This window comes from Streptomyces blattellae (assembly GCF_009709555.1).
Taxonomy (GTDB): domain Bacteria; phylum Actinomycetota; class Actinomycetes; order Streptomycetales; family Streptomycetaceae; genus Streptomyces; species Streptomyces blattellae.
The window spans coordinates 16,506-40,533 of sequence record NZ_WJBG01000244.1 but is presented as its reverse complement, the minus strand read 5'-3'; the positions used below and the strand labels follow the sequence as shown (position 1 = coordinate 40,533).

Annotated in this window: 13 protein-coding genes; 4 read left to right on the top strand and 9 right to left on the bottom strand. The window is 72.7% G+C overall.

Annotated features, from left to right (window positions below):
- Window positions 1-40: 40 nt before the first annotated feature.
- From GFH49_RS36000 to GFH49_RS35975, 6 genes are all read right to left on the bottom strand, one after another.
- On the bottom strand, window positions 41-2,050 hold the full coding sequence (locus tag GFH49_RS36000; protein ID WP_155060260.1) for a condensation domain-containing protein: 2,010 nt from the start codon (window positions 2,048-2,050) through the stop codon (window positions 41-43).
- Window positions 2,047-3,471 (bottom strand): class I SAM-dependent methyltransferase, encoded by a 1,425-nt coding sequence (locus GFH49_RS35995; protein WP_155060259.1) that lies wholly within the window; start codon window positions 3,469-3,471, stop codon window positions 2,047-2,049. The genes GFH49_RS36000 and GFH49_RS35995 overlap by 4 nt, the downstream gene beginning before the upstream one ends.
- Window positions 3,468-4,856, bottom strand: a complete 1,389-nt coding sequence (locus GFH49_RS35990; protein ID WP_230396693.1) for a class I SAM-dependent methyltransferase — start codon at window positions 4,854-4,856, stop codon at window positions 3,468-3,470. Before GFH49_RS35990 ends, GFH49_RS35995 begins: the two co-directional genes overlap by 4 nt.
- 295 nt (window positions 4,857-5,151) lie before the next feature.
- Entirely contained in the window at window positions 5,152-11,838 is a 6,687-nt protein-coding gene (locus GFH49_RS35985; protein ID WP_155060258.1) for a type I polyketide synthase, read from the bottom strand.
- 11 nt (window positions 11,839-11,849) lie between these two features.
- Window positions 11,850-15,836 (bottom strand): non-ribosomal peptide synthetase, encoded by a 3,987-nt coding sequence (locus GFH49_RS35980; protein WP_155060257.1) that lies wholly within the window; start codon window positions 15,834-15,836, stop codon window positions 11,850-11,852.
- A 91-nt stretch (window positions 15,837-15,927) separates the two neighbouring features.
- On the bottom strand, window positions 15,928-16,707 hold the full coding sequence (locus tag GFH49_RS35975; RefSeq protein WP_230396692.1) for a class I SAM-dependent methyltransferase: 780 nt from the start codon (window positions 16,705-16,707) through the stop codon (window positions 15,928-15,930).
- Between the two features lie 479 nt (window positions 16,708-17,186).
- On the opposite strand from GFH49_RS35975, the gene GFH49_RS35970 reads away from it, so the two are divergent.
- Entirely contained in the window at window positions 17,187-18,101 is a 915-nt protein-coding gene (locus GFH49_RS35970; RefSeq protein WP_155060256.1) for a HipA family kinase, read from the top strand.
- A complete protein-coding gene (locus tag GFH49_RS35965) occupies window positions 18,098-18,376 on the top strand; it encodes an Rdx family protein (protein ID WP_155060255.1) in 279 nt (92 codons plus the stop codon). Before GFH49_RS35970 ends, GFH49_RS35965 begins: the two co-directional genes overlap by 4 nt.
- A gap of 3 nt (window positions 18,377-18,379) precedes the next feature.
- Here the strand turns inward: GFH49_RS35965 and aceB are convergent, their stop codons facing one another.
- Entirely contained in the window at window positions 18,380-20,002 is a 1,623-nt protein-coding gene (aceB, locus tag GFH49_RS35960) for a malate synthase A (RefSeq protein ID WP_155060254.1), read from the bottom strand.
- A 208-nt stretch (window positions 20,003-20,210) separates the two neighbouring features.
- Window positions 20,211-20,810 (bottom strand): nucleotidyltransferase family protein, encoded by a 600-nt coding sequence (locus tag GFH49_RS35955; protein ID WP_155060253.1) that lies wholly within the window; start codon window positions 20,808-20,810, stop codon window positions 20,211-20,213.
- A 220-nt stretch (window positions 20,811-21,030) separates the two neighbouring features.
- Between GFH49_RS35955 and GFH49_RS35950 the strand changes: the two genes are divergently transcribed.
- Entirely contained in the window at window positions 21,031-21,309 is a 279-nt protein-coding gene (locus GFH49_RS35950; RefSeq protein WP_196218245.1) for a DUF5955 family protein, read from the top strand.
- Window positions 21,310-21,444: 135 nt separating this feature from the next.
- Here the strand turns inward: GFH49_RS35950 and GFH49_RS35945 are convergent, their stop codons facing one another.
- A complete protein-coding gene (locus tag GFH49_RS35945; protein ID WP_155060251.1) occupies window positions 21,445-22,248 on the bottom strand; it encodes an IclR family transcriptional regulator in 804 nt (267 codons plus the stop codon).
- A 311-nt stretch (window positions 22,249-22,559) separates the two neighbouring features.
- Between GFH49_RS35945 and allB the strand changes: the two genes are divergently transcribed.
- On the top strand, window positions 22,560-23,897 hold the full coding sequence (allB, locus tag GFH49_RS35940) for an allantoinase AllB (RefSeq protein ID WP_155060250.1): 1,338 nt from the start codon (window positions 22,560-22,562) through the stop codon (window positions 23,895-23,897).
- Window positions 23,898-24,028: the final 131 nt, after the last annotated feature.

Below are 24,028 nucleotides of genomic sequence, written 5' to 3'. Positions count from 1 at the left end.
GGGCAGTCGGGGATGCTCCCGCCGCGATCGGTCTGCCCCGTCAGCCCTGCACGGCCGGCGCCGACTCACGTAGCGCATCGGCCAGACCCGCCACCGTGGGACGCTCCAGGAAGCGGCGCGGCGTCACCCTGCCGACCTCCTTGCGGGCCAGTACGCCGAGCATCCGTACCGCCAGGAGCGAATCTGCGCCCAGGGAGAAGAAGTCCGTCGCCCTGTCGGCCACCGCGGCCCCGAGCAACTGGGCCCATTCGGCCGCGATGGCCCGTTCGAGGTCGTCGCGCGGAGCCCCCGGCTCCTCGTCGGGCCTGTCGTCGGGTGTCTGCGGGACGGACAGCCGTCCGGCCGTGCCGCCGATGTCCGACGGGCGCGCGTCCAGATCGGCGGGCAGCGTGACCGGTGCCGACCAGCCCTCCTCGGCCACGAGGGATTCGACCGTGTGCATCACGTCCTGGAACATCCGGTCCACGTCTTCGGCGGCGAAGAGCTCCTCCACCAGGGAGAAGACGACCACGAGTTCGCCGCGCAGCTCGAAGAGCCGTACTTCCAGGGCGACCTGGGGAGTCCTCAGCTGCTGGTGGTGGCTGAGCAGGTCGATTCGCCCCAATGGGCCTGCCTCGTGGGGGACTTCGCTGCCCAGTGCCGCATCCACTCCCAGGGTGCTCTGGAAGACGACGGGGGCGACCGGACGCCGGGTGCCGCGGCGGCGGCCCAGTTCGCGGGAGACCTCCACTCCGGTGATCAGGTTGTGCGCGAGGGCGTCGCTCATGGATTGCTGAGCGCTGACGGCCAGCTCGGCGAAGGCGGCGTTCTCGGGCAACTCGACCGGCATGAGCATCGTGGACGAGAAGGCGCCCACCAGGCGGGGCACGTCCGGATGCAGCGGAAGCCGGTTCAGCTGAAGGGTGTTGAGCAGAAAGCGCCGGTGTCCGCCGGCCCGGGACACGGCGGCGGAGAACACCGCGAACATCGCGGCCGACGGCGTGACACCGTGCTCGGCGCAGTGGGCGCGCAGCGCGGCCCACCGCTCCGCGTCGAGCACGGCCTGCCGGGTGCCCATCAACGTCGGCCGTACGTCGGCAGGGTCGGCCACGAGGGGCAGCGCCGGCGGCAGCGGGAAGTCGTCGAGACGGTCCCACCACCAGTCCCGGTCCGCATTCCACTGTTCGGTGCCGGGCAGGTCGCGCAGGCTGGTGACGTAGTCCCCGAAGCCGACCTCCAGCGGGGCGAGTACCGCGTTGTGGTCGGAGACGAGGGCGAACAGATCCCGGTAGAAGACGCCGGACGACCAGCCGTCGATGATCAGCAGGCTCGTGGCGGAGTGCAGTCGGGCACGCTGCCCCGGAAGCAGGGTGAGCCGCATGTCGAGTCCGCAGCCCACGGCGGGGTCGGGGCCCTGGGTGCTCATCTCCCGCCGGATCGCCGTGAGCTCGGTGGCGATCTGCTCCTCTCCCGCGGTGCTGAGATCTCTCACCCGCAGCCGCGGCATGGCGTCCGGATCGTCGAGCGGCAGGATCCGCTGCCTTCCGTCGGGCAGGACACGGGCCCGCAGCACCGACTGGTGTTCCGCGAGGCGCTCCAGCGCGTCCTGGAGCGCCTCGACGATCTCGTCACCGTCGATGTCCTCCAGGCCGATGTCGACGTAGTGGTGGGCGGAACGGTAGGACAGCTCCCAGGCGTCCTGCTGGCCGACGAAGTACCCCTGCTGGAGCGGCAGCAGGGGGAAGGGCGCGTCCGGGTCGTCGCGCCGCCTGATGTCCAGGTCCAGCTCGCGCGGCACGCCGCTGCCGGCTGTGCCGCGCTCGTGGAGGAGCGCCGCGAGATGGGCCGCGGTGTGCTCGACGCGTACGTCCGACAGGGCGAGGCTGACCGCGAGGCGCTTGCGGATCATCGCTGCCATGCGTACGGCGAGGACGGAGTCGCCGCCCAGACTGAGGAAGCTGGTGTCGCCCGGTATGGACGCGGTGTCGGTGTCCAGGACGTCGGCCCAGACACCGCGCACGGCCTGTACGAGGTCGTCGGGGGCGGCGGGAAGCGAGGCGGAAGTGGTCACCTGGTGGCTCCAGAGGTGGTGGTGGACGGTACGCGGTCCACGGCGTGGACGCGGACGGGACGCGTGGCCCCGGGCAACGGCGCGAGCGCTCGCGCCACCCGGTCGGGGTCGGGGCGGCCGTGGCCCGGGCGAGGGCGGCCCGCGATGACGAACTGTCCGAGGGCGGTCAGGGGGTGGCCCGCGGGCGGCAGGACGGGCAAGGGACGGAATCCGGACGCGTCGAACTGCTCAGCCCACTCGGTCTCGGTGAGGAACACCCGGTCCTGTCCGGCCCGCAGATCGGTGAACCAGCGCTCCTCGTCGGGCTGCGGTGACATCAGCAGGTACATGGAGGTGAGTGCCTGGTAGTGCTCCCGGCAGGACTCGACGAGCACCAGCAGGCCGTCCGGAACGAGGAGTTCACGCAGGGCCGCGAGCGCGCGGCCCACATGGCGGGCGTTGTGCAGGACGTTCGCGGCGAGGATCACGTCGTGGGAGGCGGGGGCCAGGCCCTGCGCCACGGGATCGGCGTTGACGTCGAACAGGGCCTGGCGCAGTCCGGGGCGGGCGCCGAAGCGGGTACGCGCGGCCTGGAGGAAGAACCGGGACACGTCCGTGAAGAGGTAGTCGACCGGGGCGGAGCCGAGAGCGGTCAGGACCGCTTCCGTAGTGCCGCCCACACCCGCGCCCGCCTCCAGCACGCGCAGCGGCCGGCCGCCGCCCTCCCGGCGCCGTGCCTGGTGGGCGATCAGCTCGGCGGCGGCGTGGTTGGCCCATCGGCTCGGTGCGCTGTCGCGGTAGTTGCCCTCGGCGGTGTCCGTCCGCCCCTGGGGGAAGAGCACCTCCTGCAGGCTCGTACGGTCCTGGAGAAGGAGCGGCAGCCGGTCGGCGGCGGTGAGGAAGAAGCGCGTCATGGACTCGGGGTAGCCCATGCCGTGGCGTGCCCGGTCGAGGGCGCGACGGGCGCGGGCGTACGCGACGCGGTCGGGCGCGGTCAGATCCCGGTAGCGGCCCGTGGCCGGGTCGTGGCCGAGTCGTCCCTCCTCGGCCAGGGTGCGCAGCCAGCGCCGTACGATCCACGCGTGGCGGGGAGCGGTGCCCAGGGCGGTCATGACGTCGGAGGCCGCGCATGGCTCAGGGGTGCGGAAGAGTCGGGTACGGTCCAGGACGCGCGCCATGGTCAGCAGGGCGGTTTCGTCCAACAGGCCCATCAGACGCGGGAGTTCCGGAAGGTTCGTGCCGGTGACGGCTGTGTCGCCGGAGGCGGCGGCCGCCTCGACGGCCTTCTCGTCCTCGGCGTGCGCGACGTCATCCGATCCGACGCCTGCCGTGCCGGCCGGACCGGCGACCAGAAGGGTGCCCCCGGCGCTGCCCGGCACCAGTTGCCAGGCGCCCACCTCGGGCAGGGCGGACAGGGCCTCGGCCAGGGACGCGACCGTCATCGGACCGCTCCGGCGGGCACGTCGTTCACCACGATCCTCGGCATCACCGCACCGGGCTCCGCGCGGCGGACGTGGTCGCGCAGGACTTCCGGCAGCCGGCGCCGTACGAACGCGGGCAGCGGCTCGTGGGCCAGTCTTCCCACGGGTGCCCGGACCGGGGCGTGAGCTGCCGCCGGGGCCCAGCGGGCCGGTGCGGCGACGGCGAGCATCCTCGGGTTGCCCGCGTCGAGCAGCACGGCGGCGTCCGCGCCGTTCAGTGCCTGCCGCAGGTCGTGCGGGGTGACGGCGTCCGGGACGTCGGTGAGGAGGGCGTTGGGGATGCTGTGCAGGACGACGGGCCCGGGTGACAGTGCCGCGTGCAGCAGCGCCGGCAGCTGTTCGCCTGCATGGCCCTGCCACGCCGATTGGCGTACTCCGGACGGGTCCGAGGGGGCGGGACCGACGTGCAGGACGAGGTCGTAGCGGTACCGGGTGAGCTCCGAGTCGTATGCCATCGTGCGGGCGTGCACGCTCATCCGGACGGTCCGGGGGTGGTCGGCCAGGATCCGGTGTACGGCGGCGGGGGCGAAGGAGAGTTCCCGGTCCTCGGCCACGGCCGACGCGACCCGCGCGGCGATGTCCGGGTCGGCGGCTTCGGGGTCGCGGGCCCGTTCCACCCGGCCGAAGTGGTCTTCGAGGAGCGCCGCGTGGCGGATGTCGCCGACGATCACGGTGCCGCCGTCCTCGACCGTGGTGAGCGCGCTGTGCAGGAAGGCGGCCAGGTACGCGAGGTCGGGGAAGCACGGGGTGACGGAGTTGAGCAGGACGCAGTCGGGACGTACGCCGGGTCCGAACACCCGGTCCATCGCCTGCCGCACGGCCGGCGCCTCCGCTTCGTGGGCGGCCGCGCGGACGAAGGCGGCGCGGGGCAGGCGGGCGGCGTCCAGGCGGTCGACCGCCACGTCCGTCAGGTCGGTGCCGACGTAGCCGTCCAGGCGGGGGGAGAGCCGGTGGGCCAGCAGGCCGGTGCCGCATCCGAGTTCGAGGAGCCGGCGGGGGCGCTGGGCGAGTACGAGGTCGACCGTGCGGTCGACCCAGTCACGCATGTGGGCGGCCGGCAGGGGTTCTCCGGTGTCGGAGGCACGCCAGCCGGACAGGTCCAGATCGTCGGCGTGCCGGCCCTCGCCCGTCTCGTACACCCACTCGTACACCTCGGCCCAGTGCGCGAGGTGTTCGCGCACCAGAGGGCCGGGGGCGGGCAGCACGGCTGTCGCACTCGGATGGGGTGTGACCAGCAGGACGCCACCGGGGGCGGGGCGTGCCTCGGCCACCCAGGGGTGCCCGGCGGCGAGGGCGGTGATCCGCTGTCCGGCTGTGGCCGTCGTATCGGTGCTGTCATCGGGCACGGGGAGGCTCCGTTCGTTGCGTGCGGGGTCGCGCGGGCGCGGTGGACAGGTCGGCGGGCGGAACCGGGAGCAGGCGGCCGTCGCGCAGCGCCGGTACGGCGTCACCCGCGAGCCGCCAGGGCCGGGTCGCGGGTGACGGCCAGGACGGCGGTGCCTGGCTCCCGGACGCGGTCGGGTGCCGCCGTCGACGGGTTTCTGATCGGAGGACGCCGCGGGGCGACTTACTACGGGCCCTGCGCCGCAGGGTGTCAGGTCTCATCGTTCTTTCCGTGTCCGGGGCGAAGGAGCCTTGACATCAGGGGAGTCGGGGCTGCCCGGTGGTGAGCGCCCGGTCGATCAGTGCGGCGATGCGGGCTGCCGCCGGTCCGGTCAGGAGTGAGTAGTGGTGGCCGTCGACGGCCACCTCCTCGACCGGTCCCGCCACATGGGCCCGCCAGCCCAGGCAGTCGAGGTCGAGGGCGTCGTCGACGCCCATGCCGACTCCGGCGTTGCTCGGGGACGGCCGTGCGGCCCGGAACAGCAGCAACCGGGTGTCGGGGGAGGCGAGGTGGCCCGCCCGGTGGCCGCCCAGGGCACGCAGATGGCGTTCGAAGACCTTCAGCCGTACGTCGGCGCTCTCGCGCGGGCCGACCAGACCGGCATCCCGCAGCCGAGCGGCCACCACGGACCGGGCGGCCGGGGACGGCATGCCGAGAAGCCGCCCGGCCTCGTCCGCAGAGAGGCCGAGGTCCATGTCGAGGAACGCCTCCAGCGAGCGCAGATACCGTACGGCCGCGATCGCCTCGTCCTCGTCGGGCTCCGCTCCGCCGAGCGGTCTGATGCGGTCCGGGACGTTGGAGTCGATCATCACGAGGAGTTCGGTGCGCTCTGACCGCCGCTGAAGCTCGCAGGCCATGGCGTGAGCGAGGGTGCCGCCCATGGACCAACCCCCCAGCAGATAGGGGCCGTCCGGCTGGTACTGGCGGAGGGCGGCCAGATACCGGGCGGCCATGCCCGCGATGTCCTCGGCGCCGTCTCCTCCGGTCAGCGCCGGGTCGGCGAGCGCCACGACGGGACGCCGGTCCGTCAGCAGCCCGGCCAGCTCGCGATAGCACAGGACGTCGCCCCCGGAGGGGTGGACCAGGAACAGGGGACGGTCGCCGTCGCCTTCCCGCAGCAGCAGGGCTGCGTCGAGGTCGTCGGAGACGATCGACCTTGTCGTGGGCAGGGCCGGCTCCCGGAACTCCTCCCAGGCGGCTCGGCCCTGTGCCAGGCGGCGCAGGTGGGTGACGTACGCGGCGAACGCCCGGTCCGCCTCGTCCGCGGGCAGCTCGCTCTCCAGAACGTCCCACTGGAGCAGCAGCGCGCCGTGCTGTTCCAGGACCTGATGGTCCAGCCAGGTCTGCGGGGTGCTGCTCACCCCGTGGACCGGTGTCCCGGCCCAGTCCAGGTCGTGGCCGCCGCCGAGGGGCCCGGACAGGCCCAGGGCGCTGGTGAACACGACGGGCACGGACTCGGTGCGGCCGGTACGGGTCGACTTCTCCGCGAGCAACTCCAGGGCGGAGAACTCCCGGTGGTCGAGTTCCTCGAAGAGCGAGCTCTGCGCGCGGGCCGCGGCATCCGCGAAGGAGGCGATGTCCGACCGGTCCACTGTGTGGAGCATCAGGGAGGTGAAGTCGCCGACGACCTCGTCCGCGCCGGGCAGGCCGGACGGCCGGTCGAACAGCGTCAGCGTGACGGCGAACCTGTCCTGTCCCGACCAGTCGGCCAGGGCATCGCCGTACGCCGCGAGCAGGACGGCGGTCGGCGTCAGGCCGCGTCGGGCCGCCTCGGCCTTGAGCGCGTCCCAGTCGTCCCGCTCCAGTCGCGCGCTGCGCCGCCCGAAGCGCGGCCGGGTACCGGGTTCCGCGGGGCGCAGCGGCAGTGCGGGGGCGCCGGGCACGCTGTCGATCCGCTCCCGCCACCAGGCCGCGGCGCCCGCGTGTTCCGGGGACTCAGCGCGCCGCTCCAGGGCGGTCACGCACTCCTCGAACGTGGTGCGTACCGGGGGCAGTTCGAGCGCCGGGTCCTCGTACCGGGCCCGCAGCTCGCGGTCCCAGATCAGATAGCTCGCGGTGTCGCACACCAGCACGTCCACGTTGACGAACAGCCGCACGACGTCGCCGGGCAGGCGGGCCGCCCTGATGTCGACGAGCGGCCAGCGGCCCGGACGCGGCTCGCGGCGGACCATGCGCGTGCGGATCTGTTCCAGCTTCCGGTCGCGCTGCTCCTCGCTCAGCGCGGTCGTCAGGTCCTGGACGCGGATGCGGTAGCGGGGTACCCGGTCGAGGATCCGGTTGCGTCCCTCGGGGGAGATGACCGCGCGCAGCATCGGGTGCCGGGCGATGACCCGGTTCCACGCCTCCTCGTAGCGAGCGGTGTCCAGACCGGGGCAGTCGTACTCCAGGTGGAACGAGCACGGTACGTCGCCGAGCCGGTAGCCCCCCGAACCGCCGACCCAGTAGGCGTGCTGGACCCGGGTGAGCGGGAACTCACCGCTGCGGGACGCGCGTTCCGTACTCGGGCCGGCCGGTTCCTCGCCGGTACCGGCTGGCTCCCGCTGCTCGGTACGGGCTGCGGACTGCGAGGACACGGCAGTGCCCACGGGGAGCAGCGGGGCGAGCGCCGCGATGGTGGGCCGCAACAGCAGGTCCTGCAGACGCAGCACGACACCGCGTACGTCGCGCAGTCGCGCCAGCATGCGGGTGGCCAGCAGGGAATGCCCGCCGAGTGCGAAGAAGTCCGCGTCGCGGTCGGTCACGGGGAAGCCGAGCAGCTCGGACCAGAGACCGGCGAGCACTTCCTCGGCGACACCACGAGGCGCGGACGGTCCCTGCTGCGGAGTGTCGCCGGGCTGCTGATGCGGCGGTGTGACGGTGGGAACGCCGGCCGTACGGGCGGCCAGATCCGCAGGGGACACGGCCAGGGACGCCGGTGCGCGGCCCGCGTCGGCGAGCGCCAGGAGCCGGTCCACGGAGCGCATGCCGTCGCGCAGACCGATCGAGTGCCGGGAGGCGACGACCCGTTCGGTGCCGCCGGGGCCGATCCGCCAGCCGTCCCAGGCCACGCTGATCCAGCGGGTCCCGTCCTCGGTGCCGGTGTCCTGCTGTTCGGCGAGGGCGTCGAGGAAGCGGTTGGCCGCGGCGTACGGGGCGAGACCCAGGCCGCCGACGAAGGTGGTGGCCGAGGACATCAGCAGCACGGTCCGGGGGCGTAGGTCATCCGGCAGTCCGCGCAGCGCGGACCGCAGCGCCATGGCTCCCGACACCTTCGCCCGGGCGTGGGCCCGCACGGTCTCCTCCTGCACGGCACGCAGCGGGGTCACCGCGGCCGAGGCCACGACGCCGGCCGCGTGGACCACGAGGCCGAGCGGGCCGCACTGCCGTGACACGTCCCGGAGGAGAGCCGCCGTGGCGTCGGCATCCGCCGCGTCGACGGCCCGTACGTCCAGTTCGACGCCGTCCTCGCGCAGCCGCCGCACGGCATCGGCGCGCTCGGCCTCGGGGCTGCCCGGCGCAGGGTCACAGGGCAGTCCGGTACGGCCGGTGACCACGACACGCCGCCCGCCCCGCGCGAGATGCCCCGCGAGAGCCAGGCCCACGTCACCGAGCCCGCCGATCACGACAGCGGTCCCGCCGCCCTGCTCCGGTTCGGATGCCGGAGGCTGCCAGGGGGTGACACCGCGGACCCAGCGGTGACCGCCGCGGTACGCCACTTCCACGCCACTCGGCTCACCGGCGGCCAAAGCCGCCGCCTCCGCGCACACCCTCCGGGCATCCGCGGTGCGCACCGGGCCGACCGGGAGGTCGAGGGTGCGCCAGCGCAGCCCCGGGAACTCCTGGGCGAGGACGCGCGGCACCGCGAGCCCCGCCGCGCCGCCCGGCATCGGCCGGTCACCGCTCTCGACGTGCTGGGCGCCTGTGCTGAGGTGCAGCAGGCAGGCGGTGCCGGCCCAGGGGGCGGCGGCCCGGGCCGCTCGGGCGTACCGGAGCACCGCATCGGTGACGCGCGCGGCGGGATCACCGTGCGCACCGTCCCCGGACACGTCGACCATGACGATTCCCACGCAGGGCAGCGACGGTTCGGCGGCGGCCTCCTCAAGGGTGAGCGGATGGGCCCCCGCGGCCGCCAGTTCCTCGCGGACCGCGCTCAGCAGCGGCGAGTCGGCATCGCCGCCGACGAGCCACCGGCCCGCCGGCCGCCCCGGCGCGTCAACGGGAGGCGTCCGGTGCCACACCGGTACCTGCAACGGCTCGTCCTCGTCGGGCTCAGCCGTCGCGTACGGCACCGGCGCGTGCGCGGGCCGCGCCTCCTCGGGCGGGTCGATCCACAGCCTCCGCCGCTCGAAGGGCAGACCCGGCAGGGCGATGCGTCGCCGCCCCGGCCGGTGCAGGGCGTCGGCGTCGAGCCGGACGCCGCGGGTCCACAGCTCTCCGGCGGCCGAGAGCAGGGTCGCCCGTGCTCCGCGGTCGTCCTCCCGTCCGGGGAAGGTGGCCAGGGTCGCGACGACATGCGCCGCGCCGTGCTGCCGGACAAGCTGCAACAGGCCGCTGCCAGGGCCCACTTGGATGACGGCGGCCGGTCCCGTGCCGAGCGCGGTCGTGAGGGCGTCGGAGAACCGGACGACGGACCGCAGATGGGGCACCCAGTGCTCGGCCCCGGGCGGCGAGAGCAGCAACTGCCCGGTGAGCGTCGTGGCCAGCGGGACCGCCGGGGCGCTGGGTACGGTCGACTCGGCGGCGGCGCGCAACTCGGGCAGCACGGGGTCGACAAAGCGGGAGTGCGCGGCCGCGTCCAGGCGCAGCCGCGCGGTGTGGACGCCGTCGGCGGCCAGGCGGCGCTCGACGGCGGCCACCGCCGCAACAGGGCCGGACACCACACAGGAGCGCGGCGCGTTGACCGCCGCCAGGTCCAGGTCCGGATGATCGCCGAGCAGCTTGGCGACCTCGTCCTCGGGCAGCGCCACGCTCAGCATCACGCCGCCGCCCGCCGTGCGGGACATACCGCGGGAGCGCACGTCGACGAGGGTCACGGCATCGCTCAGCCGGAGTGCTCCGGCCGCGACGGCGGCGGCGTACTCACCGAGGCTGTGCCCGACGAGCGTGTCCGCCTCCACCCCCCAGGAGCGCAGGGTGCGCGCCGTGGCGAGCGAGGCGATGAACAGGGCCGGGAGCCCGTACACCGGATCCCGCAGCAGGCGTGCGGCCCCCTCGTCCGAGGGGGCGGCGGCCAGGAGTGCACGCAGGCCGGAGCCCCGGCCGTCGTCCCGTGCGTCGAACAGTGCGGCGCACTCCTCGACCGTGCGGGCGAACTCCGGCTCCTCTTCGAGCAGTTCGCGTCCCATTCCCGGGTACTGGGGGCCGGCACCGGGGAACGCGAGAACGACCCTGGGCCGGGCCGGCGGAACCGCGTGCCGGGGCGCGGAGGCGAGGGCGCCGGGGGTGCCGTCGAGCACCGCCGCGGTCCGGTGGGGCAGGTCGCCGCGGCCGGTGTGCAGCGTGTACGCCGCGTCGGCCGCGTCGGTGCCCGGCTGGTTCAGTGCGGTGGCCGTGGCGTCGGTGAGGCGTTCCAGGGCCTCGGCCCGGTGAGCGGAGAGCAGCACCAGCTGGGGACGGTTGTCGACAGGGGCCGAGCCTCGCTGGGGTGCACTGCCGAGGACCACATGGCAGTTGGTGCCTCCGATGCCGAAGGAACTGACCCCCGCGTGGCGCGGTCCGACCCACTCACGCGCCTCCTGCGGCACGGTGAACGGGGAGTCGTCCAGCCCCAGATCGGGGTTGAGCGGCAGCGCGCCGAGCGAGGCGGGGAGGATGCCGTGGTGCAGCGCGAGCACGGTCTTGGCGAAACCGGCGATACCGGCCGCCGCGTTGGCGTGCCCGATGTTGCTCTTGACGGAGCCGAGGGCACACCAGGCGGGACCACTCGTCCCGAACACCTTCTTCAGAGCGCTGACTTCGACCACGTCACCGAGGCGGGTGGCGGTGCCGTGGGCCTCGACGTAGCCGACCATGTCCGGGGTGACGCCCGCGACGGCGAGTGCTTCGGAGATCGCGCGCGCCTGTCCGAGCGGAGACGGCGCCGTGAAGCCGGTACGGTCCCCTCCGTCGTTGTTCACCGCAGAGCCGTGCAGCACGGCGAGGACCGGGTCGCCGTCGGCCACGGCGTCCGCCAGGCGGCGCAGAACGGCGACGCCCACCCCCTGACTGTGCACGATCCCGGTGCCCTCCGCGGAGAACGTCCGCACCCGCCCGTCCACCGAGAAGATCCCGTCGGGCACATGGAGATAGCCCCTGCCCTGCGGAACGATCAGCGAGGAGCCGCCCGCCAGAGCGGTGTCGCACTCGCCGGCCAGGAGGGACTGCGCCGCCAGATGGACCGCCACGAGGGAGGTCGAGCAGGTTGTGCCCACCGAGAGTGCCGGCCCGGTCAGCGCCAGCCGGTGGGCGACGTGCAGCGGCAGATAGTCGGCCACGCCGGAGACGGCGGCCTGGAGGCTGCCCACCGGGTCGGCGGCGGAGTCCGCGTACCGGCGGGCGAGGTTGCGGGTCAGGTAGTCGCTGTGGGCGGATCCGGCGAAGACCCCGACGGCGCCCGCCCCGGCGCCGCCACCGTGCCCGGCCCGCTCCAGGGCCCGCCAGCACGCCTCCAGGAACAGCCTCTGCTGAGGATCCATCACAGCGGCCTCGGAGTCGGTGAGCCCGAACGGCTCGGGGTCGAACAGGTCCTGCCCGTCGATGACCCCGCTGACCGGGACGTACGCCGGATTGCGCCTTAGCCGGTTCGGCACACCGCTCTGGGCGAGCTCTTCCCCGGCGTGCCGGGTCAGCCCGCTGCGCCCGGCCACGAGCAGGTCCCAGAAGGCTTCGGTGTCCGGCGCCCCCGGAAAGAGGCAGTCGAGAGCGGTGACGGCGATCAGGTCGTCGTCCCGCCCGTCCGGCGACTCCGGTACGTGACTCTGCTTCATACGCGACACGTTCATCGGGCGGTCTCCCGGGCAAGGGCACGCGCGGCGACCCGCGAGGCCCGGCGAGGCTGGGGCAGGGGTGCGGCACCGGCGTCCGGCGGCACGACGGCGCCGACCGCCAGGTGCAGCTCACTGATCCGGGCCGCGAGCGGGCCGACACCGGCGTGCGCGAGCATGTCGGCCAGCTCCAGGCGCGGAGCGACGCTCTGGCGGAGCCTGCGATGGGCCAGGACCAGAGTGAGCGAGGTCGCGCCCAGGGCCGCGAACGTGCTGTCGGCCTCCACCGGGCTTCCCGTCAGATCGGCGAGGACGGACGTGACTTCGTCGAGCACGGCCCGGTACCGCTCGGGGTCGGCGTGGGGTGCGGCAGGCGTGACCGGAGCGGTGGTGCCCGAGGGCGGGACGGGCCCGGTGACCGGACCGACGCTGTCAGAAGACGGGACCGGCCCGGTGATCGCCGCGTCGCCCGGGGCGGCGGGACGGTGCACGAGCTCGGCCAGTCCCGCCGTGCCCAGTCGTGGTTCGAGGCGGGACGGCCCGGCCGGCTCCGTCACCCGGCGCAGCCAGTGCGCCGTCGCTTCCAGCGCCTGGTCGGGGGCGAGCACACCCGGTCTGACGACGATCGCCGCCTCAAGTCCGAGCGCGGCCGCCTCGTCGAGCGCCCTGACCGCCCACTGCGTGTCCGTCCGCCCGTGGTGTACGTGGCCCGGGGGTGGCACGACGGCGGCCGACGGCTGTGCGGCGGCGGCCCCGGTCTCGCCCTGGGACGCCTGCTCCTGATAGGGATTGACGAGCGCGGCATGGTCGATCTTGCCGTTCGCCGTGACCGGCAGCTGCTCCAGGACGACGAAGCGGCTGGGAACCATGTACTCGGGCAGCCGCTCGCGCAGCGCGGCCGACAGCTCCTGTGCCGACGGGGCTTGTCCGGCGGCCCCCTTCGGCGACAGATGGGCGACCAGGCGGGGCCGCCCGTCGGGCCCTGGTACGGAGGAGACGACGCACTGCCGGATGCCGGAATGCCGCCCCAGCACCGCCTCGATCTCACCCAGCTCGATCCGGTGTCCCCGGATCTTCACCTGCCGGTCGGCGCGGCCGAGGAACTCGATGCTCCCGTCCACGCGCCATCTGCCCAGGTCGCCCGTGCGATAGAGGCGGTGCCCGAGCACCGGGTGCGGAGCGAAACGCTCGGCGGTCTGGGCGGGGTCGCCGGTGTAGCCGCGGGCCAGCCCGTCGCCTCCGATGAACAGCTCTCCGGCCTCACCGACCGGGCACGGAGCACCTTGTTCGTCGAGGACGTGGAAGGACTGGCCGCGCAGCGCCCGGCCGTAGGGAATGCTGCGCCAACTCGGGTCGGTGTGCCGGACGGGGTAGGTGATGGACCAGATCGACGCCTCGGTGGCGCCCCCCAGGCTCATGAAGTCGGCCTGCGGCGCCAGCCTGCGCAGCCGTTCGGGCAGGGTCAGCGGGATCCAGTCGCCGGACAGCATCACCAGGCGGAGGGAGCGCAGAGCCTCGGCGGCGGCTTCCGGTTCGAACTCCGCGTACTCGACAAGCATCTCAAGGACGGCGGGGGCGGTGTTCCACACGGTGACGCCATGACGTCCCGCCTGTTCGAGCCAGTGCTGAGGGTCACGCTGGCGCGCGGGGTCGGGCAGCACCAGGGAGCCGCCCGCGCCCAGGACGCCGTAGATGTCGAAGACGGAGAGGTCGAAGCTGAGGGCTGACAGGGCGAGGACGCGGTCGTCGGTGTTGATGCCGAACCGGTCCACGATGTCGTCGATGGTGGTCCGGGCCGCGCGGTGCTGGATCTCCACGCCCTTGGGGGTGCCGGTGGAGCCGGAGGTGAAGATCGTGTAGGCGAGGTCGTCCGGGCTCGGTGTCTTCGGGTCCGTCACGGTCCCGGGCACGGCGCGTACGGGCCTGCCCGCGGCGTTGAGCCGGTGCACGGTGACGCCCGGCGGCCAGCTGATCTTCACCCCGCGGCCGGCCAACGCGTGCCGGACACCGGCCCGTTCGCAGACGGCGGCGATCCGGGCGTCGGGCCAGCTCGGCTCGACGGGCAGATAGCCCGCCCCGGAGGCATTGACCCCGAGGACAGCGGTGATCTGCGCGACGCCCTTCTCGCAGGCGACGGCGACGAGGTCGCCGGGCCCTGCCTGATGGGCGGTGAGGTAGGCGGCCGCGGCGGCGGCGTTCTCCGCGAGCCGGCCGTGCGTGACGGCACCGGAGGGCCCGTGCAGGGCAGGCCGCTCGGCGTACCGGTGTGCGGCGTCCTGCACGGGGGAGTGCAACAGTGGTCCGGCGTCCGGGAACGGTGCGACGTCGAGCGGCTCCTGCGGACGGAAGGCCGGGTCCCAGCCCAGCGCGCGGTCCTGCCACGCGGTGCCCTCCGCCAGCCGTTGCAGCAGCCGGACATGGGCGTCCAGCAGAGCCTGTACGTATCCGTCGGGGAACGCCCCTTCGACGGAGTCCCAGGCGAGGCGGAGCCGTCCGCCCTCGTCCCACACGATGTGGTCCAGCAGGACCTGCGGGGTCTGGGAGATGCCGAAGACCTCTTCGCCGATCCACGCGGCGGGCGGCTCGGCATCACCGCTGATGCCGACCCCGCTGGTGAACACCACCGGACAGCGGGGAGCGGGGGAGGCGCCGGAGCCCTGGCCGGACACGATGTCCCTGAGCACCTCCACCCCGGAGACCGAACGGTGGTCCAGGTCCTCCCAGAAGCGGCGGTTGACCTCTGCGGCGTAGCCGCCGAACCCTTCCCAGCGGCCAGGCGTGAAAGGCGGTGTCGCGACGAGCGCGGTGGTGGTGAAGTCGCCCACCACATCAGCGGCCTCACCCGCTGTCTCGGGCCGGTCGAAGAGCGTGGTGTTGAGGCATATCCGCTCGCCGGCTCCCCAGCGGCCGAGCACCACGGCGAAGGCGGCGAGCAGAGTGGCGGTCGGTGTCACTCCGGCCGCCGCGCTGCGGGCACGGATCGCGGCCCAGGTGGGTGCGTCGAGGGTGGCGGCGTTCCGTACGAACCGGGGCGGCGTGCTGTCCCGTGCCTCGCGCCGCACGGGCAGCCGCGGGGCGGGAGGAAGGTCTGCGGCGCGCTCGGACCAGTAGGCACGGTCGCGTGCGCGCCGCGCGGCCCATTCCGGGTCGGTCGCGCGGTCGCGCTGAACGCGTGCGAAGTCCGTTGTGGGCAGGGGAAGCCGTGCGGCCGGGTCGGCGACGAGCTGTCCCCACTGGCGCATCAGCAGCATCCAGCCCGCGAGATCCGTGATGAGGACGTCCACGCCGACGTGGAGCCGGGTTCTGCCGCCCGGCAGCAGCGCCGCGTGGAGGTCGAAGAGCGGCCAGGCGTCCGTCGGCCGTACCTGGTGGGAGCGCTCGTGGCGCAGGAGCGACAGCGCCCGGTCGGTGTCCTCCGGCGAGGCGCTGCGAAGGTCACTGACGCCGATCCGGTAGGGCCCGACGCCGGTGAGGATGTGCTGCTGTCCCCGTTCGTCCACGGTCATGCGGAGCATCGGGTGGTGCTCGATCAGCCGGTTCCAGGCCGCTTCCAGGCGCTGGAGATCGGTGACGGGGTTTTCGGTGAGGCGGTCGTACTCGTAGTAGTAGAAGGTGGCGACGCCGCCCAGCGGCAGCCCTTCCTGCCGGCCGACGAAGTAGGACGCCTGGACGGGCGTCAGCGGGAACGGGGCGCCGTCGTGCTGCGAATTCTCCGCAGCGTCAGGGGTTTTCGTGTCATCCGGCGCGTCCGCCCGCACCTCGGTGACCAGACGGTTCGCGATGTCCTCGGCGGTGGCGCCGTCGAGGAAAGCCGTGAGGGGAAGGTCGGCGTCGGTGCGCTCGCGGATCCGCCGACGCAGCCGGACGGCGGTGAACGACTCCAGGCCCAGAGCTGACAGGGGTGTGTTCGGCGTGATCGAGTCGCTCTGCGTGCCGAGTACTTCGGCGATGCAGTCGATGGTGCTCGCGAGGACGTCTTCGGCAGGGACGAACTGGCTCATCGGGACTCCGCTCCGTAAATCCGTGCATGACGTGGGGGGCGTAGGGGCATGGGGAAAGGTTCAGGCGACGGGTGTCAGAGACGGGACGGCGCTACTCGCCCTGCCGCGTGAGGATGTGAAGCCCGAGCACGGGATCACCGGCGGGGCGCATGACGAGCCCGGTTTCGGCGGCCTCCTCGGCAAGCTCCCGCTCGCTCGCCACCCACCAGCGGTAGTCGACCGTGACCTCCGACAGCGCAAGACCGTCCCGCAGGACGCGGTAGTCCATCCGCCAGGTGATCTCGTCGTCGCCCGAGGGCTCCGCGCTCGCCCACCCCTCGTAGTGCAGCCGGCCCACCGTCGCCGTAGCCATACGGGTGCGTGGAACGCGCTCCGGCCGGACGGGCGGGCTGACATTGACGATGAGGTCGCCGCCGAGGGCGAGTTGCTGTGCGGCGCCGGCCCACAGGGCCCGCCGCTCGGCCGGAGGCAGGTGGCCCAGCATGTTCAGCGCGACGATCGCCCGCAGACCCTCCGGGAGAGAGGCGTGTGCGGTGTCCTCCGCCAGCACCGTGACCCGCCGCCGGAGTTCAGGGGCGTCATGGACGCGGGCGAGGAGCACCGCGCGTATGGCGGCGGAGGGTTCAACCGCGAGGACGGGATCGTCGCCCGGCAGCGCGGCGCAGATGGCCGCGACCCCGCGGCCCGTACCGGCCCCGAGGTCCACCACCGGTCCGGCCTGCGCCTTCACCTCGTGGAGCAGTGCGGTCAGCGCCGGAGCAAGGGACCGCCAGGCCCCGGCCATCATCAAGTCCAGGTACTCGGCGGAGCGTTCGTACGGATCCACTACGTCAACCCTCGGGTAGCTATTAAATACGATTGTCATTTTCATCTAGAGTATCGCAGAGTTCAACCCCGAACCTGCCGCTGTCGGCGATGTGTTGTGACGGCATCAGCCCGCCGCCCCTCCTCGCCGAACTGCGGGACGAACCGGGCGCCCGGCTCGCCTTCGGACACGGTGTGCACCAGCACCGGCGCAGATGGCCGCGACCCCGCGGCCCGTACCGGCCCCGAGGTCCACCACCGGCGCCTCGGTGTGCAGGTGCGTGCCGATGAAGACCAGCTCCTGGCCCCCGCACCAGACGGTGAAGCAGGAAGCCCCCGGAAGGGTCAGACGACCCAGGCCGGGGTCCCTGGACTTCAGGCCAGGGAGCACGTCAAAATGCTCACTTCATGCCGGAGCCGGAGAAGGCCGGAAGCACGGACCGCACCGCGGTCGACGGACCACCGGGGAGACAGGGAGACGAGCATGTCGATCGAAGCTCCCCGGATGCTCCAGACTCTCCCCGGACATGATCGGGGGCCTGGCAGATGCTGAGAGAGGTCACCGCCACCCGCTACATCGCACCCCTCCGCTCCGGCGGCTCCGTTCCCGGCCTCGTCGAGGCCGACGACCTGGGTACGTACGTCGTCAAGTTCACCGGCTCCGCGCAGGGCAGGAAGGCGCTGGTCGCCGAGGTGATCGTGGGGGAGCTGGCCCGTGCGCTGGGGCTGCGGTTCCCCGAGCTGGTGCTGGTGCGCTTCGATCCGGAGATCGCCGACGGGGAGCCGCACCAGGAGGTACGGGACCTGCACAGCGCCAGTGCCGGGATCAACCTCGGCATGGACTTCCTGCCGGGCGCGAAGGACTTCACCCCCGAGGCCGCCGAGACGTTCCGCGTGGACCCGCTGGAGGCGGGCCGGATCGTCTGGCTCGACGCGCTGACCGTCAACGTCGACCGTACGGTCCACAGCTCCAACCTGATGATCTGGCCCACGTCCGGCACCGTGCCCGCACACCTGTGGCTGATCGACCACGGCGCCGCCCTCGTCTTCCACCACCGCTGGGACGCGACGGAACCGGAGAAGGCGTACGACTTCCGGCACCACGCGCTCGGCCACTACGCGCCGGACGTGCGCGAAGCCGACGCCGAGCTGGCGCCCCGCGTCACGCGCAGACTGTTGCGTGAGATCGCCGCCGAGGTCCCGGACGCCTGGCTCGCGACAGCACCGGGCTTCGCGACGCCCGACGACGTGCGTGAGGCCTACGTCGGCTACCTGCACGCGCGCGTACGGGCGTCGGCGGCGTGGCTGCCCACCGATTTCCCCACCCGGGAGGAACTCGCCGCCGAGCAGGCCCTGCGCGCGGCGAAGACACGACGAGGCCGGCCGAAGTGGCTCCGGCAGGTCCCCGACCTGCACGGCAAACCGGCGGCGGAACAGGATGGGGCGGTACACCTCGGATGACCCAGCGCGTTCAGATCGAGTACTGCACCCGATGCCGGTGGCTGCCCCGGGCGGCCTGGCTGGCGCAGGAGCTGCTGACCACCTTCGAGACCGAGCTGACGGAGCTGTCCCTGAAGCCGGGCACGGGCGGCGTCTTCGTCGTCCGCGTGAACGACGAGGTGGTCTGGGACCGCCGCGAGCAGGGCTTCCCGGAGCCGACGGCGGTCAAGCAGGCCGTACGCGACCGAGTGGCCCCGGAGAAGTCCCTGGGCCACTCGGACACGCCTGCTTCCTGAGGGTCAGCCCTTGAGCCGCTCGTACGCGGGCAGGGTCAGGAAGTCCGCGTAGTCCTCGTCGAGGGCGACGGTCAGCAGCAGGTCGTGGGCCTGCTGCCAGTGCCCGGCCGCGTAGGCCTCCTCGCCGATCTCGGCCCGGATGTCCGCCAGTTCCTCGGCGGCGACCTTGCGGGCCAGTTCCGGGGTGGCCTTCTCACCGTTCTCGAACTCGACGCCGGCGTTGATCCACTGCCAGATCTGCGAGCGCGAGATCTCCGCGGTGGCCGCGTCCTCCATCAGGTTGAAGATGGCGACGGCACCGAGGCCGCGCAGCCAGGCCTCGATGTAACGGATGCCGACCTGGACGGCGTTGACCAGACCGTCGTACGTCGGCTTCGCCTTGAGCGAGTCGACGGCGATCAGGTCGGCCGCCTTGACGTCGACGTCCTCGCGCAGCCGGTCCTTCTGGTGGGGCCGGTCGCCGAGGACGGCGTCGAAGGAGGCCATGGCGATCGGGACGAGGTCGGGGTGGGCGACCCAGGAGCCGTCGAAACCGTCGCCGGCCTCGCGGTCCTTGTCCGCCTTCACCTTCTCGAAGGCGACCTTGTTGACCTCTTCGTCGCGGCGGGAGGGGATGAAAGCCGCCATGCCGCCGATCGCGTGCGCGCCGCGCTTGTGGCAGGTGCGGACGAGGAGTTCGGTGTACGCCCGCATGAACGGGGCGGTCATGGTGACGGCGTTGCGGTCCGGGAGGACGAACCTGGGCCCGCCGTCGCGGAAGTTCTTGACGATGGAGAACAGGTAGTCCCAGCGGCCGGCGTTCAATCCGGAGGCGTGGTCGCGGAGTTCGTAGAGGATCTCCTCCATCTCGTACGCGGCCGTGATCGTCTCGATCAGGACGGTGGCGCGGACGGTGCCCTGGGGGATGCCGACGTAGTCCTGTGCGAAGACGAAGACGTCGTTCCAGAGGCGGGCCTCCAGGTGCGACTCCGTCTTGGGGAGGTAGAAGTACGGGCCCTTGCCGAGGTCGAGCAGACGCCGGGCGTTGTGGAAGAAGTAGAGGCCGAAGTCGACCAGCGCGCCGGGGACCTGCTCGCCGTCGACCTGGAGGTGGCGCTCGTTCAGGTGCCAGCCGCGGGGCCGCATGACGACGGTCGCGAGCTCGTCATCGGCCTTCAGGGCGTACGACTTGCCGGAGCCCGGGTCGGTGAAGTCGATGTTCCGGGTGTAGGCGCCGATCAGGTTGAGCTGGCCGGTGACCACGTTCTCCCAGGTCGGGGCAGAGGCGTCCTCGAAGTCGGCGAGCCAGACCCTGGCGCCCGAGTTGAGGGCGTTGATGGTCATCTTGCGGTCGGTGGGGCCGGTGATCTCCACGCGGCGGTCGTTCAGGGCCGCCGGTGAGGGGGCCACCTTCCACGAGTCGTCCGCGCGGATCGCGGCCGTCTCGGGGAGGAAGTCGAGCGTGGAGGTGCGGGCGATCTCGGCGCGGCGCTCCGCGCGTCGGGCGAGGAGCTCGTCACGCCGGGGCGTGAACCTCCGGTGCAGCTCGGCCACGAAGGCGAGGGCCGCTTCGGTGAGGACCTCCTCCTGCCGGGGCAGGGGCTCGGCGTCGACGATGGCCAGCGGGGACGGCGCTGGTGCGGACATGAGCTGTCACTTCCTTCAGCGGGCTGCGTACGTGCGGCACGGGGTGCCAGGGTCCTCGGATGCGGCTGACAGCGCCCGCGGAACGTCCGGGCGCTTCTGGTCAGTGGATAATAGTTTCCTTATGGTGGAAGTTCAATGGTTTGTTGATGTCGAGATTCTCTGAGTCGAGGCAAGGTGGCGCACTGGTTGGCGCTGGGTGCCACCATGCTCACTCAAGGTGGCTCAGGTCGCCTTCCGTGTCGATGTCGTACGCCTCGGCCACATCCCCGCACTCGACGAGCGTGATCGCCTCGTCGTGCGCCTTCAGATAGGCGCGTGCCCCGCGGTCCCCGGTCGCCGTGGCCGCGATACCGGCCCAGTGCGCGGCACCGAAGAGCACCGGATGCCCGCGTACCCCGTCGTAGGCGGCCGAGACCAGCGACTCCTCGTCCTTGTACGCGGCGAGCACCCGGGCCACCGCCTCCGCCCCGATGCCGGGCTGGTCGACCAGCGAGACGAGCGCGGCCCGTGCCGGGGTGGCGGCGAGCGAATCGAGCCCGGCGCGCAGCGAGGAGCCCATGCCCTGCTCCCACTCCGGGTTCTCCACGAGCACGCACCCCTCCAGCCGCGCCCGCTCCCGTACGACCGCCGCCTGCGCCCCGAGCACGACGTGGACGCGGGTGCACCCGGCCGCCCGCAGAACGCCGACCGCGTGTTCGACGAGTGGCCGCCCCCGGTGTTCGAGAAGCGCCTTCGGCCGTCCGCCCAGCCGTCGGCCGCCTCCCGCCGCGAGGAGCAGCCCGGCCACTGTGTCTTGCTTGTCCGTCATGCGTCCTGCATACCTGAGACACGGGTGCGTTACGGGCGTCACGGAGACTGAATTTTGGTCCGTGTGGTGGCGCGTTCCGTACCGGGTGGCGTTTACTGACCCGCGTCGCCCGGCGCCCGACCGGTGTCCCGGGGGCACTGGGCGGGATCACGACGTACACGCGCACAACGGCGTGCGCGGGGGGAGAGCTGTGTTGCGGAGCTTGGGGCAGAGGCGGCCAGTGATCGGCAGCGACGAGGACCCTAGAGTGGCGGAACTGCGGACCGCGGTGTCCCGGCTGCGCCGCGAACTCGCCGCGCATCCGGCCGAGTTCCCCGACCGCGTCATCGCTGAGGACGAACTCGCCGCGCTCGCCGCGATGACGATCAGCGGCCGGCCCGAGATCCCGCGCCTACGGCGGTCGTTGCTGCTGATCGCCGGGGCGATCGGGTCGGTGAGCGCCTTGTCGCGGGGGCTGTCGCAGGTGCGGGACGCGGTGGAACTGTTCGGGGAGCCGTAGCGCTCCGCTGGAGGGTGCGATGGGGCGTCGGTTGTCTGCGGCGTCGTTGTGGCTGGTCGCTCCCGCGCGGCGGAGCCGCACATCGTTACGGCCCCGCGCCCCTGTCGGGGCGCTGCCGAACCGTATGCGGGAGCGTCACGCGTGGTTCTGGCCGGCGGCGAGTGCCTCGGACAGTTCGCCCGCGATCTGCTGGAGCACCGGCACGATCCGCTCCGTCACCGCCTCCGTGACCCGGCCCGCCGGGCCCGAGATGGAAATGGCCGCCGCGGTGGGGGAGTTCGGTACGGAGACCGCGAGGCAGCGGACGCCGATCTCCTGCTCGTTGTCGTCGACGGCGTAGCCGAGCCGTCGTACGTCGTCCAGGGCCGCGAGGAAGCCCTCGGGCGTGGTGATCGTCTTCTCCGTCGCGGCGGGCATTCCGGTGCGGGCGAGCAGGGCGCGTACCTCGTCGTCCGGTGTGTTCGCGAGCAGCGCCTTGCCCACGCCCGTGGAGTGCGGCAGCACCCGCCGGCCGACCTCGGTGAACATGCGCATCGAGTGCTTCGAGGGCACCTGTGCCACGTACACGATCTCGTCGCCGTCGAGCAGTGCCATGTTGGCCGTCTCGCCGGTCTCCTCGACCAGCCGGGCGAGACTGGGGCGGGCCCAGGTGCCGAGCAGCCGGGACGCGGACTCGCCGAGCCGGATCAGACGGGGGCCCAGCGCATAGCGGCGGTTGGGCTGCTGGCGTACGTAACCGCAGGCCACCAGTGTGCGCATCAGGCGGTGGATGGTCGGTAGCGGCAGCCCGCTGCTCGCGGACAGCTCGCTCAGGCCGACCTCGCCGCCCGCGTCCGCCATCCGCTCCAGCAGATCGAAGGCGCGCTCAAGGGACTGGACCCCGCCCGTGGTGGACTTGGCGGAGTCGGTGGTGCTGGTGCTGGCGCTGGACGTCGGCACGGCGCGTTCCTTTCGGGACTGGCGGCCTTGCGGGACAGGCGGGAGGAGCCTTGCGGGACAGGCGGGAGGAGAAGAAGCCTACCCGTCGGTCGGTTGACTCCCCGCTTGTGCGTAGCCACGTTCTGTCTGCCGGAATCCTAATTTCACTCTGTGGAAACGTCTAGAGTAACGCCATCGGGTGCACTGTGGAGAGGTGCGCCCTTGACGCCGCGCGGACGGGGGTGAAGACTCATTCAACAGAACGTTGAATTCCGTAACGTGGAAGTAAATCCCGTTTCCCGGACGTGAACGGCGAAGAGAGAGGGGCCCGGGTGTCCGACGTCGAACTGGTGTTGCGGTCCAGGCGTGTCATCACTCCGGACGGGACGCGCGCCGCCTCGGTCGCGGTCTCCGGCGGGAAGATCACGGCCGTCCGGCCCTACGACGCCGAGGTGCCCGCCGGGGCCCGGCTGGAGGACTTGGGCGACGACGTCCTGCTGCCCGGCCTCGTCGACACCCACGTACACGTCAACGACCCCGGCCGTACCGAGTGGGAGGGCTTCTGGACCGCCACGCGCGCCGCGGCGGCCGGTGGCGTCACCACCCTCGTCGACATGCCGCTCAACTCCCTGCCGCCGACCACGACGGTCGAGAACCTCCGTACGAAGCAGAAAGCTGCCGTTGACAAGGCGCACATCGACGTCGGCTTCTGGGGCGGCGCCCTGCCCGACAACGTCGCGGACCTGCGCCCGCTGCACGACACCGGTGTCTTCGGCTTCAAGGCGTTCCTGTCCCCGTCGGGCGTGGACGAGTTCCCGCACCTCGACCAGGATCAGCTCGCCCGGTCCCTGGCCGAGATCGCCTCCTTCGGCGGCCTGCTGATCGTGCACGCCGAGGACCCCCACCACCTCTCCGCCGCCCCGCAGCACGGCGGCCCGAAGTACGCGGACTTCCTGGCCTCGCGCCCGCGTGACGCGGAGGACACGGCCATCGCGCAGCTGACCGCCCAGGCCAAGCGCCTGGACGCGCGCGTGCACGTGCTGCACCTGTCGTCGAGCGACGCGCTGCCGCTCATCGCCGAGGCGAAGGCGGAGGGCGTCCGCCTCACCGTCGAGACCTGCCCCCACTACCTCACCCTCACCGCCGAGGAAGTCCCGGACGGCGCCAGCGAGTTCAAGTGCTGCCCGCCCATCCGTGAGGCCGCCAACCAGGACCTGCTGTGGCAGGCGCTGGCCGACGGCACGATCGACTGCGTGGTCACCGACCACTCGCCGTCCACCGCCGACCTGAAGACCGACGACTTCGCGACGGCGTGGGGCGGCATCTCGGGCCTGCAGCTGAGTCTGGCGGCGGTGTGGACCGAGGCGCGGAGGCGCGGTCACGGCCTGGAGGACGTCGTCCGCTGGATGTCCGCGCGGACGGCTCAGCTGGCGGGCCTCGGACAGAAAGGCGCCATCGAGGCCGGCCGCGACGCCGACTTCGCGGTCCTCGCGCCCGACGAGACGTTCACCGTGGACCCGGCGGCCCTCCAGCACCGCAACCGCGTCACGGCGTACGCGGGCAAGACCCTGTACGGCGTCGTCAAGTCCACCTGGCTGCGCGGCGAACGCATCGCGGCGAACGGCGGGTTCACCGCCCCGAGGGGCCATCTGCTCACCCGCACCCCTTGATCGACCGCACCTCCTGACAGACCCCGCACCCGCAATGGCGACTCCCGATCCCGCACCCGCGGCGGCCGACCACCGATCCGGCACTCGCAACGGCCACTCCCGGCCCCGCACCCGCGGCGGCCGACCACCGA